This window comes from Lentzea sp. NBRC 105346 (assembly GCF_030269605.1).
Classification (GTDB): domain Bacteria; phylum Actinomycetota; class Actinomycetes; order Mycobacteriales; family Pseudonocardiaceae; genus Lentzea.
The window spans coordinates 83775-96985 of record NZ_BSTQ01000011.1 but is presented as its reverse complement, the minus strand read 5'-3'; the positions used below and the strand labels follow the sequence as shown (position 1 = coordinate 96985).

At 68.1% G+C, this 13211-nt stretch carries 14 protein-coding genes; 3 read left to right on the top strand and 11 right to left on the bottom strand.

Annotated features, from left to right (window positions below; translation table 11 throughout):
- Positions 1 to 169: 169 nt before the first annotated feature.
- Positions 170 to 2068 (top strand): glycosyltransferase, encoded by a 1899-nt coding sequence (locus tag QSK35_RS23350; protein ID WP_285749584.1) that lies wholly within the window; start codon positions 170 to 172, stop codon positions 2066 to 2068.
- Positions 2069 to 2083: 15 nt separating this feature from the next.
- On the opposite strand, the gene ddaH is transcribed toward QSK35_RS23350, so the two are convergent.
- On the bottom strand, positions 2084 to 2824 hold the full coding sequence (gene ddaH / locus QSK35_RS23345; protein WP_285749583.1) for a dimethylargininase: 741 nt from the start codon (positions 2822 to 2824) through the stop codon (positions 2084 to 2086).
- Positions 2825 to 2885: 61 nt separating this feature from the next.
- Here ddaH and QSK35_RS23340 point away from each other — a divergent pair, with 61 nt between their 5' ends.
- On the top strand, positions 2886 to 3623 hold the full coding sequence (locus QSK35_RS23340) for a class I SAM-dependent methyltransferase (RefSeq protein WP_285749582.1): 738 nt from the start codon (positions 2886 to 2888) through the stop codon (positions 3621 to 3623).
- Here QSK35_RS23340 and QSK35_RS23335 read toward each other — a convergent pair.
- The 9 genes from QSK35_RS23335 to QSK35_RS23295 form a co-directional block, all read right to left on the bottom strand.
- Positions 3620 to 4432: a carbohydrate ABC transporter permease gene (locus tag QSK35_RS23335; protein ID WP_285749581.1), complete on the bottom strand. Its 813-nt coding sequence runs from the start codon at positions 4430 to 4432 to the stop codon at positions 3620 to 3622. The genes QSK35_RS23340 and QSK35_RS23335 overlap by 4 nt on opposite strands.
- Positions 4429 to 5295 carry a carbohydrate ABC transporter permease gene (locus QSK35_RS23330; RefSeq protein ID WP_285749580.1) on the bottom strand — a complete coding sequence of 289 codons (867 nt, stop codon included), beginning with the start codon at positions 5293 to 5295 and terminating at the stop codon, positions 4429 to 4431. The genes QSK35_RS23335 and QSK35_RS23330 overlap by 4 nt, the downstream gene beginning before the upstream one ends.
- A complete protein-coding gene (locus tag QSK35_RS23325) occupies positions 5292 to 6521 on the bottom strand; it encodes an ABC transporter substrate-binding protein (RefSeq protein ID WP_285749579.1) in 1230 nt (409 codons plus the stop codon). Before QSK35_RS23325 ends, QSK35_RS23330 begins: the two co-directional genes overlap by 4 nt.
- A gap of 19 nt (positions 6522 to 6540) precedes the next feature.
- Positions 6541 to 6738 (bottom strand): hypothetical protein, encoded by a 198-nt coding sequence (locus QSK35_RS23320; protein WP_285749578.1) that lies wholly within the window; start codon positions 6736 to 6738, stop codon positions 6541 to 6543.
- A 75-nt stretch (positions 6739 to 6813) separates the two neighbouring features.
- Positions 6814 to 7716 carry a galactofuranosyltransferase GlfT1 gene (gene glfT1, locus QSK35_RS23315; protein WP_502881702.1) on the bottom strand — a complete coding sequence of 301 codons (903 nt, stop codon included), beginning with the start codon at positions 7714 to 7716 and terminating at the stop codon, positions 6814 to 6816.
- A gap of 3 nt (positions 7717 to 7719) precedes the next feature.
- On the bottom strand, positions 7720 to 8535 hold the full coding sequence (gene wzt, locus QSK35_RS23310) for a galactan export ABC transporter ATP-binding subunit Wzt/RfbE (RefSeq protein WP_285749577.1): 816 nt from the start codon (positions 8533 to 8535) through the stop codon (positions 7720 to 7722).
- Between the two features lie 18 nt (positions 8536 to 8553).
- The gene (gene wzm, locus QSK35_RS23305; protein ID WP_285749576.1) at positions 8554 to 9474 is read right to left on the bottom strand and encodes a galactan export ABC transporter permease subunit Wzm/RfbD; all 921 of its coding nucleotides are present in this window, start codon (positions 9472 to 9474) and stop codon (positions 8554 to 8556) included.
- 69 nt (positions 9475 to 9543) lie between these two features.
- The gene (locus QSK35_RS23300; RefSeq protein WP_285749575.1) at positions 9544 to 10386 is read right to left on the bottom strand and encodes a class I SAM-dependent methyltransferase; all 843 of its coding nucleotides are present in this window, start codon (positions 10384 to 10386) and stop codon (positions 9544 to 9546) included.
- A gap of 50 nt (positions 10387 to 10436) precedes the next feature.
- Positions 10437 to 10925 carry a bacterial proteasome activator family protein gene (locus tag QSK35_RS23295; RefSeq protein WP_285749574.1) on the bottom strand — a complete coding sequence of 163 codons (489 nt, stop codon included), beginning with the start codon at positions 10923 to 10925 and terminating at the stop codon, positions 10437 to 10439.
- Between the two features lie 90 nt (positions 10926 to 11015).
- Between QSK35_RS23295 and QSK35_RS23290 the strand changes: the two genes are divergently transcribed.
- On the top strand, positions 11016 to 12215 hold the full coding sequence (locus tag QSK35_RS23290; protein WP_285749573.1) for a cysteine desulfurase-like protein: 1200 nt from the start codon (positions 11016 to 11018) through the stop codon (positions 12213 to 12215).
- On the opposite strand, the gene QSK35_RS23285 is transcribed toward QSK35_RS23290, so the two are convergent.
- The gene (locus QSK35_RS23285) at positions 12212 to 13171 is read right to left on the bottom strand and encodes an NAD(P)H-quinone oxidoreductase (protein ID WP_285749572.1); all 960 of its coding nucleotides are present in this window, start codon (positions 13169 to 13171) and stop codon (positions 12212 to 12214) included. The genes QSK35_RS23290 and QSK35_RS23285 overlap by 4 nt on opposite strands.
- Between the last annotated feature and the right edge of the window lie 40 nt (positions 13172 to 13211).

Here is a 13211-nt window from a genome sequence, read left to right as displayed (position 1 = left end):
CTTTTAGGTGTAATTCGCCCGGTCGGACAACCTGTCCGGCCGGGCGATCGTCATTTGTAGACGAGTACTATGGCGCCCTGACGCCGCGCCACGACATCTCTCGATGTGGCGATTAGCCATCCATGAAGCTGACCCGAACCGAGTGTGTTCGGTTCGCCGGAGGAAGCACGTGACCGAGCAGGCCAAAGCCGCAAGCGACACCAAGATCAAGCCGACGCAGGTCCTGCAGCGGGTGATCATGCCGCGGGACGAGGACCCGCTGGACGTGCGGCCCCTCTACCTCGACGAGCCGGTGAACGTGCACAGCCACGTCGCGTCCCGGCGCTCGGTGACGGTGCCGACCTCGGCCAAGGTGTCGTTCGCGTCGTACTTCAACGCCTTCCCGGCCAGCTACTGGAAGCGCTGGACGATCGTCGAGGATGTCGTGCTGCGCATGTCCGTGCGCGGCGCCGGCCGCATCGACGTGTACCGCTCGAAGCCGAACGGCGACATCATCCACCTCGATGGCCAGGTCGTCCGCAGCCCGAAGGCGTGGACCGAGCTCGCGATCAAGGTCTCGCTGAAGCCGTTCGAGGACGGCGGCTGGATCTGGTTCGACGTCTTCACCGACGACACCACGATCGAGATCGACGAGGCCGCGTGGACCACCGAGCAGGACCTGCCCGCGCAGACCGTCGCCATCGGCATGACCACCATGCGTCCGGTGGACGCGGTCATCGCGCTGCGCGCGCTCGGTGAGGACCCGGCCGTCCTCTCCGTGCTGAAGAAGGTCTTCGTCGCCGACCAGGGCGCGGTCAAGGTCCGCAACACGCCGGGCTACGAGGAGGCCGTCAAGGTCCTCGGCGACAAGCTCGAGGTCATCGAGCAGGACAACCTCGGTGGTTCCGGCGGCTTCACCCGCGGTCTCTACGAGGCGATCGAGCACACCGACGCCGACCAGATCATGCTGATGGACGACGACATCCGCCTTGAGCCGGACGCCGTCCTCCGTTCGAACGCCTTCGCGCGTGCCTCCGCGCAGCCGGTCATCGTCGGCTCGCACATGCTCAACCTCCAGGCCCGCGCCCGCCTGCACAGCATGGGCGAGGTTGTCGACCTCGGCACCTGCTACTGGCGCGCGGCGCCCGGCGCGCTCACCGACCACGACTTCGGCACCGAGTCGCTGCGGGAGACCGAGGAGCTGCACGCCCGCATCGACGCCACCTACAACGGCTGGTGGATGTGCCTCTTCCCGCGTGAGGTCGTGCAGCGCACCGGTTACCCGCTGCCGCTCTTCATCAAGTGGGACGACGCGGAGTACTCGCTGCGCGCGCTGGAGAAGGGCTACCCGACGGTCTCGCTGCCCGGTTCGGCCGTGTGGCACATGCCGTGGACGGACAAGAACGACGCCACCGACTGGCAGGCGTACTTCCACACCCGCAACCGCCTGGTCCTGGCGGCGCTGCACAGCCCGTACGACGTGCGGTCGACGCTGCTCAAGCAGGGTCTGAAGCTGTCGCTGCGGCACCTGCTGTCGATGGAGTACTCGACGGTCGCCGTGCAGCAGAAGGCGATCGAGGACTTCCTGGCCGGCCCGTCGCGCCTGTTCGACTCGCTGCGCACGGCGCTGCCGGAGATCCGCGAGATGCGCAAGGGCTACACCGACGCCCAGGTCCTGCCGTCCGCGCGTGAGTTCCCGCCGCCGACGTTCGACATGGTGCGCGCGGAGCAGATGCTGACCCCGCCGACCAACCCGGTGACCATCGCGTCGGAGGCGGCGAAGGCCCTGGTCCACAACCTGCGCGACCCGGAGCCGGCCACGGCCGAGCGCCCGCAGATCAACGTGCCCGCGACCAACGCCCGCTGGTTCCTCCTCGGCAACCTCGACAGCGCCACCGTGTCGAACGCCGACGGCAGCGGCGTCGCGTTCCGCCGGCGCGACCCGAAGGAGTTCCGCCAGCTGATGAAGCGCGCGGTCCGCAACTACCGCCGCCTCAGCCAGGAGTGGCCGCGGATGAAGAAGATCTACCGTGACGCCCTGCCGGAGCTCACCTCCGTCGAGTCGTGGCGCAAGGTCTTCGAGAACTGATCTCGTGCGCCTGCCTCAGCGTGCTTCGACAAGCACGCTGAGGCAGGTGACGCAGCCCTCGAGCTTCTCGAACTCGCTGATGTCGACGATCCTGGTGCGAAAGCCCAGGTCTTCCAGCTCCGCAGCGGTCTTCGGCGCGCTGGCGCTGATCAGCACCTCGTCTGCGCCGAGCAGCACGACGTGACTGCCGGCCTCTTCCTCGACCTCGCGCACCACCGGGAACACGCCGGGGTTCTGCTGCGCCAGGAACGTCCCGTCCGGCAACGCCGTGATCGCTGACTTCAGGTGCAGCACGTCCGTCAGTTTCACCGGGACGACCGTCTTGCCCGTCAGTTTCCGCAGCTGGCGGATGCCTTCCGCATTCGTGCGCCCGCCGCGTCCCACGTAGATCGTGTCGCCGACCTGCAGCACGTCGCCGCCGTCCAACGTGCCGGGCTCCTCGATGCGGGCGATCTCGAGCCCGAGCTCCCGCGCCGCCTGTTCGGCGCCCGCGATCTCGCCCCGGCGTTCCGGCGCGCCCGGCCGCGTGAGAATTGCCAGCTCACCGACCACGACCAGTGCGTCCTCGATGAACACCGAGTCGGGGCAGTCGTCGGCGGACGGCACCTCGACGACGGCCCAGCCGGCGTCACTCAACGCCTGGCGGTACGCGTCGTGCTGCCGCATCGCCAGGTCGACGTCGACGGGCGTGCGGTCGATGTGGGTCACGATGCCCTCGGCCAGCCGCGGGCTGGGCTTGCGAACGAGCGCGATCATGGGGCTCCTTTTGGTTCGGGCGAAAGGGCAACCGATTCGGCCGAGTCGGCGTCTTGGGTGCATGGGGGACACGAAGCGAGCGGATTTCTACGACGGACCGGCCCACGACTACCTCAGGTACTGGGACGGCCGAGACTACGAGAACGCCGCCGAGCGCATCGCGCTCGACCGGCTGCTGCGGGGCCAGCACTTCGCGCACGCCGTGGACGTCGGCGGGGGATACGGCCGGCTGTCCACGCAGCTCTACCGGTACGCGGACCGCGTGACGCTGGCCGAGCCGAGCACGCGCCAGCTCGACATCGCCGCGCGCGTCAACCCGGCGCTGGAGACCGTCCAGGCCCAGGCCGCCGACCTGCCGTTCACCGACGGCTCGGTCGACCTGGTCACGATGATCCGGGTCATGCACCACCTGCCCGACCCGCGCCCGGAGCTCGCGGAGATCGCGCGGGTGCTCGACCCGATCGGTCTGGCGATCCTCGAGGTCGCGAACCTCGGCCACTTCCGCAACCGGCTGCGTCACCCGCGGACTCCCGCCGGGCCGGTGGACATCCGGTCGCCGGAGAACCGGCACGACGACGAGATCCCGTTCGTCAACCACAACGTCCGCACGGTGCGGGCGCAGCTCGCGGAGGTCGGGCTGTCGGTCGAACGGACGTTGTCGGTGTCGAACTTCCGGTCCGCGACGCTGAAGAAGCTGGTGCCGCAACGGATGTTGCTGCGGTTGGAGCGGGCGGCGCAGCCCACGCTGGCGCCGATCCTCTTCGGACCGAGCATCTTCCTGCTGCTCCGCAAGCACTAACCCTTGATGCCCGTCTCGGTCACGCCGCGCACCAGGAACCGCTGGAGCGCGACGAACACGATGATCAGCGGCGTGATCGAGACCGCGGCCGCCAGGAACAGTTCGTGCACGTTGAGGGACTGGGCGGTGAGGAACGTCGACAGGGCGACCTGCACCGTCCAGGCGTCCTGGTCCTGCGCGATGACCAACGGCCACAGGAACTGGTTCCACGACGTCACGAACGTGATGACGCCCAGTGCCGCGAAGAACCCGAGCGAGTTCGGCACGACGATGCGCCAGAACGTGCCCCAGTGCGCGAGGCCGTCGATCCGCGCCGCCTCTTCCAGCTCACGCGGGAAGTTCAGGAAGTACTGCCGGAACAGGAACACCGTGAATCCGCTGAACAGTCCGGGGATCACCAGCCCGCGCAGGTTCGACACCCAGCCGAGCGTGGACACCACGACGAACGTCGGCACGAACGTCACCGCCGCCGGGATCATCAGCGTCGCCACCACGGCGTAGAAGACGACGTTCGCGAACCGGTACGGAATGCGCGCCAGCCCGTACCCCGCCAGCGAGCAGATCAGCAGCGTGCCCGCCGTCTGCAGCACGGCGACGACCAGCGAGTTCGTCATGCTCTTCAACAACGGAACGGCCGGATCGTTGAAGAGCTCGGCGAAGTTCTCCCAGTGGATCTCCCGCGGGAAGAGCGTCCACGAGGTCGCGGTGATCTCGGACTCCAGCGCGAGCCCGTTGCGAACGATCAGGTAGAACGGCACCAGGAAGATCACGGCCGACACGGACAAAGCCAGGTAGCGCAACGCTTTCATCGCGTGAACACCCGCCCCTGCGCCAGCGTCACGCCGGCGATCAGCAGCGACAGGATCACCGCACCCGCCGTGCCGTGGCCGAAGTCCTGACCGCCGCTGCCCAGAGCCGTGTAGTAGAGGTATACCAGCGGCGGCCGCCCGAACGGCCCGTTGCCGAGCACGTTGTAGAACTCGTCGAACGCCTGGTAAGCCCCGATCAGGAGGAGCAGCAACACCGCCACGGATGTCGTGCGCAGCTGCGGCAACGTGATGAACCGCAGCGTCTGCCAGCCCGGACGCGCGCCGTCGACCCAGGCCGCCTCGTAGAGCACCTGCGGAATTCGTTGCAGCCCCGCGATGAACAACAACAGGTAGAACCCGAGCTGCAGCCACAGCCGCAACGTCACCAGCACCAGCCAGTACCACGGCGGCGACGTCGACACGGTCCACGCGACCGGGTCCGCGCCGAACCACGCCAGCACGGTGTTGGCGAGTCCGAAGCGCACCCCGTTGAAGATCGACAGCTTCCACACGAGCGAAGCGACGACGTAGGAGCACGCGAAGGGCAGGAAGAACACCGAGCGGAAGAACGCCCGCATGAAGCGGATTCCGTTGACCAGCAACGCCAGCGCGAGCGACAGCACGAACGTCAGCGGCACCACGAACAGCGCGAACAGGCTGAACGTGCCCAGCGACCGCAGGAACGGCCCGTCGGTCAGCATGTCCGCGTAGTTGTCGAACCCCACGAAGGTCGAGGGCGTGACCGTGTTGCGCGCGTCGAAGAACGACAGCAGCACGCTCCAGCCGATCGGCAGGTACACGAAGACGGCCAGCCCCAGCGCGAACGGCCCGACGAACAGCCAGAACGCCCGGGCGTGCCTCATCCGTAGATGCGCTTCAGCTCGTCGTTCACCTTCGACACCACCGTCTTGAGCTCCTGGTCCGGGTTGGCGCCGTCCCGCACGATCCGCGCCACCGCGTCCTTGAACGACGTCCGCATCGCCGACGTCCAGTCCGGCGGGTTCGACGGCTTCGCGTTGTCCCGCACGAACTTCACCGCGTCCGCGGCCGCGCCGGACTTCAGCTTGTCCGCCTTTTCCGACAACGACTTGCGCGGCGGGATGTGGAAGCCGTAGGAGAGGTTGAAGTCCTCCTGGTAGTCGGTCTGCTCGACCCACAGCCAGCGCACGAAGTCCTTGGCGTCGTTCACCCGCGGCGACTTGGCGTTGACCATCGAGCCGTACGCGCCGACCGGCACGGACGGCCTGCCCGCGGCGTTCAGCTTCGGCCACGGCAGCACGCCGAAGTCGTCACCCAATGCCTTCTGCACCGCCGGAACCGTCCACAGGCCGGTCCACTGCATGGCGACGAGCCCCTGCGTGAACGCGTCGGGCTCCGCCCAGTCCTTGACCGAACCCAGCAGCAGCGAACCGCCCTCGTACAGCTGCCGCAGCTTCGCCAATGCGGAAGAAGCCGCGGGATCGTCGAACCCCACCTTGTGGTCCGGCGTCACGTAGTCCAGCCCGGCCGACCACAGTGCCGGGCCGCCCAGCACCTCCACGCCACCGTCGTTGCCTGCGAAGAGGCCCTTCACGCCACCGGTGGTCAGCTTGCGCGCCGCGTCCACCAGTTCGTCCACAGTGGATGGAGGCTGCACGCCGGCTTTCTCGAGCATGCTCTTGCGGTAGAACAACATCTGCATGTCGACGGCCTGCGGCACACCGTAGACATGTCCGTCCACGGTGTGTCCCGCGAGGATCGACGCGGTGAAGTCGTCCTTCGCCGCCGAGATGACGTCGTCGAGCGGCACGATCTGGCCGGACCGCACCGCGCTCACCTGCAGCGTGGACTCGAAGACGTCAGGGCCCGTGCCGGACAGCAGGCTGGTCGCGAGCTTCGAGTCGTAGTCCCCCGGATTCCACTGCACCTCGACGGGTGCGATGTACGACTTGGCGTAGCGTTCCACGGCCTGCTGGACACCGGGTTCGCCGTACGCGTGGTACCACTGCCGCAGGGCCTGGCCGCCGCCACCCCGACCGGTGTTGGACCCGCACGCGGCGAGCAGTGCGGTCGCGGCGCCGGCGCTGAGCAGCCTTCGTCGAGAGATCACTCTTCACGTCTTACACCGCCTACCCGAAGTATGCGATCACAACGTGCGAGAAATTGACTACGAACTGTTGCCCGTCGGCGCCTTCGATCACCTGCGTGTGACCGTTGCGCACGATCTGCGTCAGCCGCTCGCCGAGGTCGGCGGCGACCTCGGCCTTCACCTTGAGGCTGATCGGGTTCGGGTTGGCGGCCAGGTGCAGCACGAGTTGTTTGCTCATGCCACCGAGCAAACCGCTGCCGGCGACCACCGACAACGCGGTTTCACCGACAGCGATTACCCGCTGAGCGAACCGTCAGGGGCGGAAGAACTTCTCGTCGCGGCCGAGGCGAACGAGCTTGAGCCACTCGACGAAGGCCTTGGGGTCCTTGCGGACGCCGAGGAAGTAGAGGCCGAAGCGGAACACCTCGAGCAGGCCGAGCTTGCGCATGCCGGGCTGCGACAGCAGGTAGCCGCGGTTGCGATAGGTGAAGTAGCGCTTGACCGGGTTCTCGGGGTCCTGCGCGTGGAAACGTCCGCCGAGCATGGGCTTGAACTCGTCGGAGCCGTCGGGGTGCACGTAGGCGACCTTCAGCGAGGTGCCGAACGGCAGGCCGGTGCGCACGAGGCGGCGGTGGATCTCGACCTCGTCGCCGCGGAAGAACAGCCGGTAGTCCGGCACACCCACGACGTCGATCGTGGAGGCGCGGAACAGCGCGCCGTTGAACAGCGACGCGATGCCCGGCAGGAAGTCCGTGCCGAGCTCGTGCGCGTTGCGCTTCCAGGTCAGGCCCCGCCGCAACGGGAAAGCCAGCTTGGACGGCTGGTCGATGTTCGTGACGACCGGCGAGATCTCGGCGAGGCCACGCTTCTCGGCCTCTTCGAGCAACGTCGCGAGCACGTGCTCGTCGGCGGGCCGGCCGTCATCGTCGGCCAGCCACAGCCAGTCGGCGCCCAGCGACAGGGCGTGCAGCATGCCGAGGGCGAACCCGCCCGCACCGCCGAGGTTGCGGTGCGAGGCCAGGTACGTCGTCGGGATCGGGCACTGCTCGACGAGGTCGTCGACGGGCTGGTCGGGTCCGTTGTCCACGACCACCAGGTGGTCGGGGGCTCTGGTCTGCGTAGCGAGCGCCTTGAGCGACTCGCTGAGCAGTTCCCGGCGGTGCCGGGTGACCACCACGGCCACGACTGAGCCCTTGGGCAGTGCCTCGAGGTTCACGATCTACTCGCCGCCATTTCCGCTGAGGACGGGGGGTTGGCCGATGCGGGCCAGGGTCTCCTCGCTGAACTTCAGGAACGGGTCGTAACCCTTGTAAGCGGTCGTGACCTCACGAAGTCCACCATGCATCTTGACGCGGCCCTCGTCCATCCAGATCGCGGTGTCGCAGAACTCGGCGAGGAACTCGTCGGAGTGGTTCGCGAAAACCAGGAGTCCGGATCGGCCCACGAGGTCCTTGAGCCGGTCGCGGGCCTTGGCGAGGAACGCCGCGTCGACCGCGCCGATGCCCTCGTCCAGCAGCAGGATCTCCGGGTCGATGGACGTGACCACGCCCAGCGCCAGGCGGACGCGCATACCGGTCGAGTACGTGCGCAGCGGCATCTGCAGGTAGTCGCCGAGCTCGGTGAACTCCGCGATGTCGTCGACCCGCTTCTCCATCTCCTTGCGGGTCATCCCGAGGAAGAGGCCGCGGATCATGATGTTCTCGTAGCCGGAGATCTCCGGGTCCATGCCGACGCCGAGGTCGAACACGGGCGCGACCTTGCCGATGATGCGCGACGAACCGCGCGTCGGCTCGTAGATGCCGGCGAGCAGGCGCAGCAGCGTGGACTTGCCGGCGCCGTTGTGGCCGACGAGGCCGACCCGGTCACCGTGGCTCAGCGACAGCGTGATGTCGTGCAGCGCCTCGATGATCGGGACACGACCTTCGGAGCCGATCTTGCCGCCGACCTTGCCGAGCGCGAGCTTCTTCAGCGAGCGCGACTTGGCATCGAAGATCGGGAAGTCGACCGATGCGTTCCAGACGTCAATGCTGACCATGTTTGGTTTCGACCTCCCTCAGACCCAGTAGGACACACGTGCGCGCCAGTTCCGCAGCGCCACCAGCGCGAGGAACCAGCCGAAGATGGTGAGGCCGCCGACCACGGCCCAGTGGTGCCACAGGATCGGGTGCCCGAGCATCGGCGCCCGCACGACCTCGACGTAGTGGTAGACGGGGTTCAGCTCCGCGATCAGCACGCGCCAGTTGCCGCCGTCGCCCTGACCGGCCGTGACTCGGTTGAGCACGCCCGCGTGCCAGACGATCGGCGTCATGAAGAACACCAGGTTGATGAAGCTGTTCACGACGGGCGGGATGTCGCGGAACCGGGTGCTGATGATGCCGAACAGCAGCGAGACCCAGATCGCGTTGAGCGCCAGCAGCGCGAAGCCCGGGATGGTCAGCAGGATCGACCACCCGAGCCCCGGCTTCTCCAGCGGGTCGTTCCCCATCTTGTACGGGTGGTTGAGGCTGGTGAAGAAGATCGCCAGCACCACCACGTAGACGATCAGGTTGTGCGCGAAGAACAGGATCTGGCGCCACACCAGCCGCAGCACGTGCACCGTGATGGGCGCCGGGAGGTGCTTGATCAACCCCTCGTTCGAGATGAAGACATCTGTGCCCTCGGTGACGCAGCCGAGGATGAAGGCCCAGATGACGAAGCCTGCCGTGACGTAGGGCAGGAACGTCGCCGTGTCCTCGTTGAACAGCTGCGAGTACAGGAAGCCGAGCGCGAGCGCCGTCGTGCCCATCGAGATGGTGATCCACAAGGGACCGATGACGGACCGGCGGTAGCGCTGCTTGATGTCCTGCCAGCCGAGGTGACCCCAGAGTTCCCGGTGCTCCCACGCGATCTTCACGTCCGCGAATGCGCGTGCGAAGGTGCGCGAGTTCGGGGCAGGGGGTGCCTCGGCTTGTTCGAGCGTAGGGGTGGCTTGCACGAGGACTGAGGGTACCGGCGTACGGAGCGTGCTCTTTCCGCCGGTGGGTCACGGACCTGTCAACCCCGCTCAGACCTTGATCACCTTGACGATGACCTGCTCGTGGTCGTACGTGAACCCCACGTACTCGAACTCGATCCCGGTCTCCTCGACGTACTCGAGCCACGCCTTGTGCTCGTGGTCCTGCCAGCCGGGGAAGTTGAAGTACTCGTCGAACACCACGATGCTGCCCTCGACCAGCCGCGGGCCGCACAGCGCCAGCACGGTCTTGGTCGACGAGTACAGGTCGCAGTCGACGTGCAGGAACGTGACCGGGCCCTCGTGCTCCTCGATGAACTTGGGCAGCGTGTCGTCGAACCAGCCGACGACCAGCTCCGCGCCCGGCACGTCCGGCAGGCCCTCGACGTCGAACGTGCCGGCGGGGAACCCGTTGCGCCAGTCCTCGGGCAGACCCTCGAACGAGTCGAAGCCGTAGACGTCCTTGCCTTCGCGCGCCTCGGCGATGATCTTCAGCGTGCTGCCCGTGTAGACGCCGAACTCCAGCGCCAGGCCGCCCTCGGGCGTCAGCGTGAGCGCGTGCGCCAGCGTCTCGTGCGGGTGGCCGAACTGCGGCGCGGTCGGCATGTGCTCGCGGACGAACTGCGCGCTTTGCAGCGCCGCCTCGTGCTCGCCCGCGAACACCAGGTCGCGCCGGGCCCGGATCTCGTGCTTGATCGTGTGGTCGACGATGCGGTCCGACTGGTGCCGCAGGTCCTCGCGGAGTCCCTCGACCTGCGCCCGTACCTCCTCGATCCGCGCCATCTGCTCGCGGTGGTACGGGGTGACCGCGTCCTCGACGGCCCGCATCAGCTTGTCGCGGAACGCCTTGCGGAAGTATCCGGGCTCAAGGCTCCGGCGGACTCGGTCGAGCACTGTCGGCTCTCCTCTCACGTGTGTCGCCGCATCGTAGGGCCCCGTTCGAGCTACAGGTACTGGCCAGTGCCCTTTCCACCGGACCCGTCATGACCGCCGTGACCGGCGGGCAGCGCGCGACCGCGCATCGACTCCAGCTGCGCCCGCGCGGCCATCTGCTGCGCGAACAGCGCGGTCTGGATCCCGTGGAAGAGCCCCTCCAGCCACCCGACCAGCTGCGCCTGCGCGATCCGCAGTTCGGCGTCCGACGGCGTCCCGTCCTCGGTGAACGGCAGCGACAGCCGCTCCAGCTCGTCGCGCAGCTCCGGCGCGAGGCCGTCCTCGAGCTCGTCGATGGACCGCTTGTGGATCTCCTTCAGGCGCTGGCGGCTCGCCTCGTCCAGGGGTGCCGCGCGCACCTCCTCGAGGAGCTGCTTGATCATCGTGCCGATCCGCATCACCTTCGCGGGCTGCGCGACGAGATCCGTCAGATCCTCGTTGCCGTCGTTGTCCTCATCACTCGACGGGCTGACCACGAACACCGGCTGCTCCTCGTTCATAGCTCCATCCTGGCCCGATCAGCGGTCCCGGTGTGAACCGGGTGGCCCCTGGGCTTCATTCCTTTCGGCGTCCTCCGTACGGTGTGCGGCATGGCGTTCGACGTCGCACGGGTACGAGGGCTCTTCCCCGCGCTCGGCGACGGCTGGGTCCACCTGGACGCTCCAGCGGGCATGCAGGTGCCCGAGCAGGTCGCGACCGCCGTCTCCACCGCGCTGCGCGCCCCCGTCTCAGGTCCTGGTGGTCTGTTCCCCGCCTCCCAGCGTGCGGAGGCGATCGTGGACGCCGCCCGCCGGTCCGTCGCGGACCTGGTCGGCGGCGACCCTGCGGGTGTCGTCCTCGGTCCGTCGGCCGCGGTGCTGTTGCAACGGCTCGCCGACGCGTTGACCGACGACTGGTTCATGGGTGACGAGGTGTTGGTTTCCCGGTTGGACCATCCGGCGAACATCGCGCCCTGGTTGCGCGCGACACAACGGACCGGCAGCGCGGTCAAGTGGGCCGAGATCGACATCGAGACGTGCGAGCTGCCCAGCTGGCAGTACGACGAGCTGGTCACCGACCGCACGAAGCTGATCGCGGTCACGGCGGCCTCCGGATCCGTCGGAACCCGTCCTGACCTGGGCAAAATCGCATCCGTCGCGCGTGAACACGGCTCGATGCTGGTGGTCGACGCCTCGTCCGCCGCGCCGTTCGTGCCGCTCGACATCAACGCGATCGAGGCCGACGTCGTCGCATTGTCGGCGAACGCGTGGGGCGGCCCGCCGGTGGGCGCGCTGGTCTTTCGCGACCCGTCGCTGCTGGACCGCCTGCCGTCGTGCTCGGTGGAGCCCGGTGCGCGCGGCCCCGAACGTCTCGAGCTCGGCCCGCACGCGTACCCGCTGCTCGCGGGGCTCGTCGCGTCGGTGGACTACCTGGCGGAGCTGGACGACACCGCGTCGGGCACCCGGCGTGAGCGGCTGGTGACGTCGCTGGCGTCGGTGAAGGCGTACCAGGCTGGCCTGCTCGCCAACCTCATCAACGAGCTGCGCTGGCTGCGGCACGTGATGGTGATCGGCGACGCCATGCGCCGGATCCCGACGCTGGCGTTCACGGTCACCGGAGTCAAGGCGACGGATGGGGTCGAGCACCTCGCCGCGCGCGGGGTCTGCGCGTTCGCAGACCCCGGCCAGCACGGCGTGTTCTCGGTGCTCGGCGTGGGCGAGGTGGGTGGAGTGATCCGCGTCGGCCTCGCGCACTACACGAACGCGGTCGAGATCGACCAGCTCGTGCGCGCCGTGGCCGAACTCGGTTAGCGCCTCAGCAGCAGCTTGCCGAAGACGCGCCCCTCGTCGAGCTGCCGGTGGGCCTCGTTCGCGCCGGCCATCGGCAGCACGTCCTGCACGACCGGCTTGATCTCACCGCTCTCGACCAACGGCCAGACGTTCGCCACGACCGACCGCACGATCTCCGCCTTCTCCTCGATCGGGCGCGAGCGCAGCGCGGTGCCCATCACCATGGCCTTCTTGACCAGCAGCTTGCCCAGGTCGAGCTCGGCCTTGGTGCCGCCCTGCATGCCGATCACCATCAGCCGGCCGTGGACGGCCAGCACGTCGACGTTGCGCGCCAGGTAGGCCGCGCCCATGTTGTCGAGGATGACGTCCGCCTGCTTGACCTCGGCCACGAAGTCCTGAGTCCTGTAGTTGACCGTGATGTCCGCACCCAGCTCCGCGCATCGGCGCAGCCGCTCGTCCGAACCTGCGGTCACCGCGACGGTCGCGCCCAGCGCCTTGCCGAGCTGGATCGCGTGGGTGCCGATGCCGCCCGCGCCGCCGTGGATCAGGAACGTCTCGCCCGCCTGGAGCTTCGCGATCATGCCGATGTTCGACCACACCGTGCACGCGATCTCGGGCAGCGACGCCGCGGTCACGAGGTCGACGCCCTTCGGCACGGGCAGCACCTGTCCCGCGGGCACGGCCACCTTCTCGGCGTACCCGCCGCCGGCGAGCAGCGCGCACACCTCGTCGCCGATGTTCCAGTCCGTGACGTCGTCCGCCTTCGCGATGATCGTGCCGGAGCACTCGAGCCCCGGATACGGCGAGGCGCCGGGCGGCGGGTTGTAGAACCCCTTGCGCTGGATCACGTCCGCGCGGTTCAACGCGCTGGCCGCGACATCGATCAGCACCTCGCCGGGACCGATCTCGGGGTCGGAGACCTCCGTCCACTCGAGGACGTCAGGGCCGCCGTATTCGCGAATCGTGATGGCACGCATGCCGACGACCGTAATCGGGTCGACGGCACTTGGAACATCG

Coding starts and splice junctions, on each gene's coding strand:
- ddaH (WP_285749583.1), bottom strand. CDS start 2,824: ATGATCGCGCTCGTTCGCAAGCCCAGCCCGCGGCTGGCCGAGGGCATC.
- QSK35_RS23340 (WP_285749582.1), top strand. CDS start 2,886: ATGGGGGACACGAAGCGAGCGGATTTCTACGACGGACCGGCCCACGAC.
- QSK35_RS23335 (WP_285749581.1), bottom strand. CDS start 4,432: ATGAAAGCGTTGCGCTACCTGGCTTTGTCCGTGTCGGCCGTGATCTTC.
- QSK35_RS23330 (WP_285749580.1), bottom strand. CDS start 5,295: ATGAGGCACGCCCGGGCGTTCTGGCTGTTCGTCGGGCCGTTCGCGCTG.
- QSK35_RS23320 (WP_285749578.1), bottom strand. CDS start 6,738: ATGAGCAAACAACTCGTGCTGCACCTGGCCGCCAACCCGAACCCGATC.
- wzt (WP_285749577.1), bottom strand. CDS start 8,535: ATGGTCAGCATTGACGTCTGGAACGCATCGGTCGACTTCCCGATCTTC.
- QSK35_RS23295 (WP_285749574.1), bottom strand. CDS start 10,925: ATGAACGAGGAGCAGCCGGTGTTCGTGGTCAGCCCGTCGAGTGATGAG.
- QSK35_RS23290 (WP_285749573.1), top strand. CDS start 11,016: ATGGCGTTCGACGTCGCACGGGTACGAGGGCTCTTCCCCGCGCTCGGC.
- QSK35_RS23285 (WP_285749572.1), bottom strand. CDS start 13,171: ATGCGTGCCATCACGATTCGCGAATACGGCGGCCCTGACGTCCTCGAG.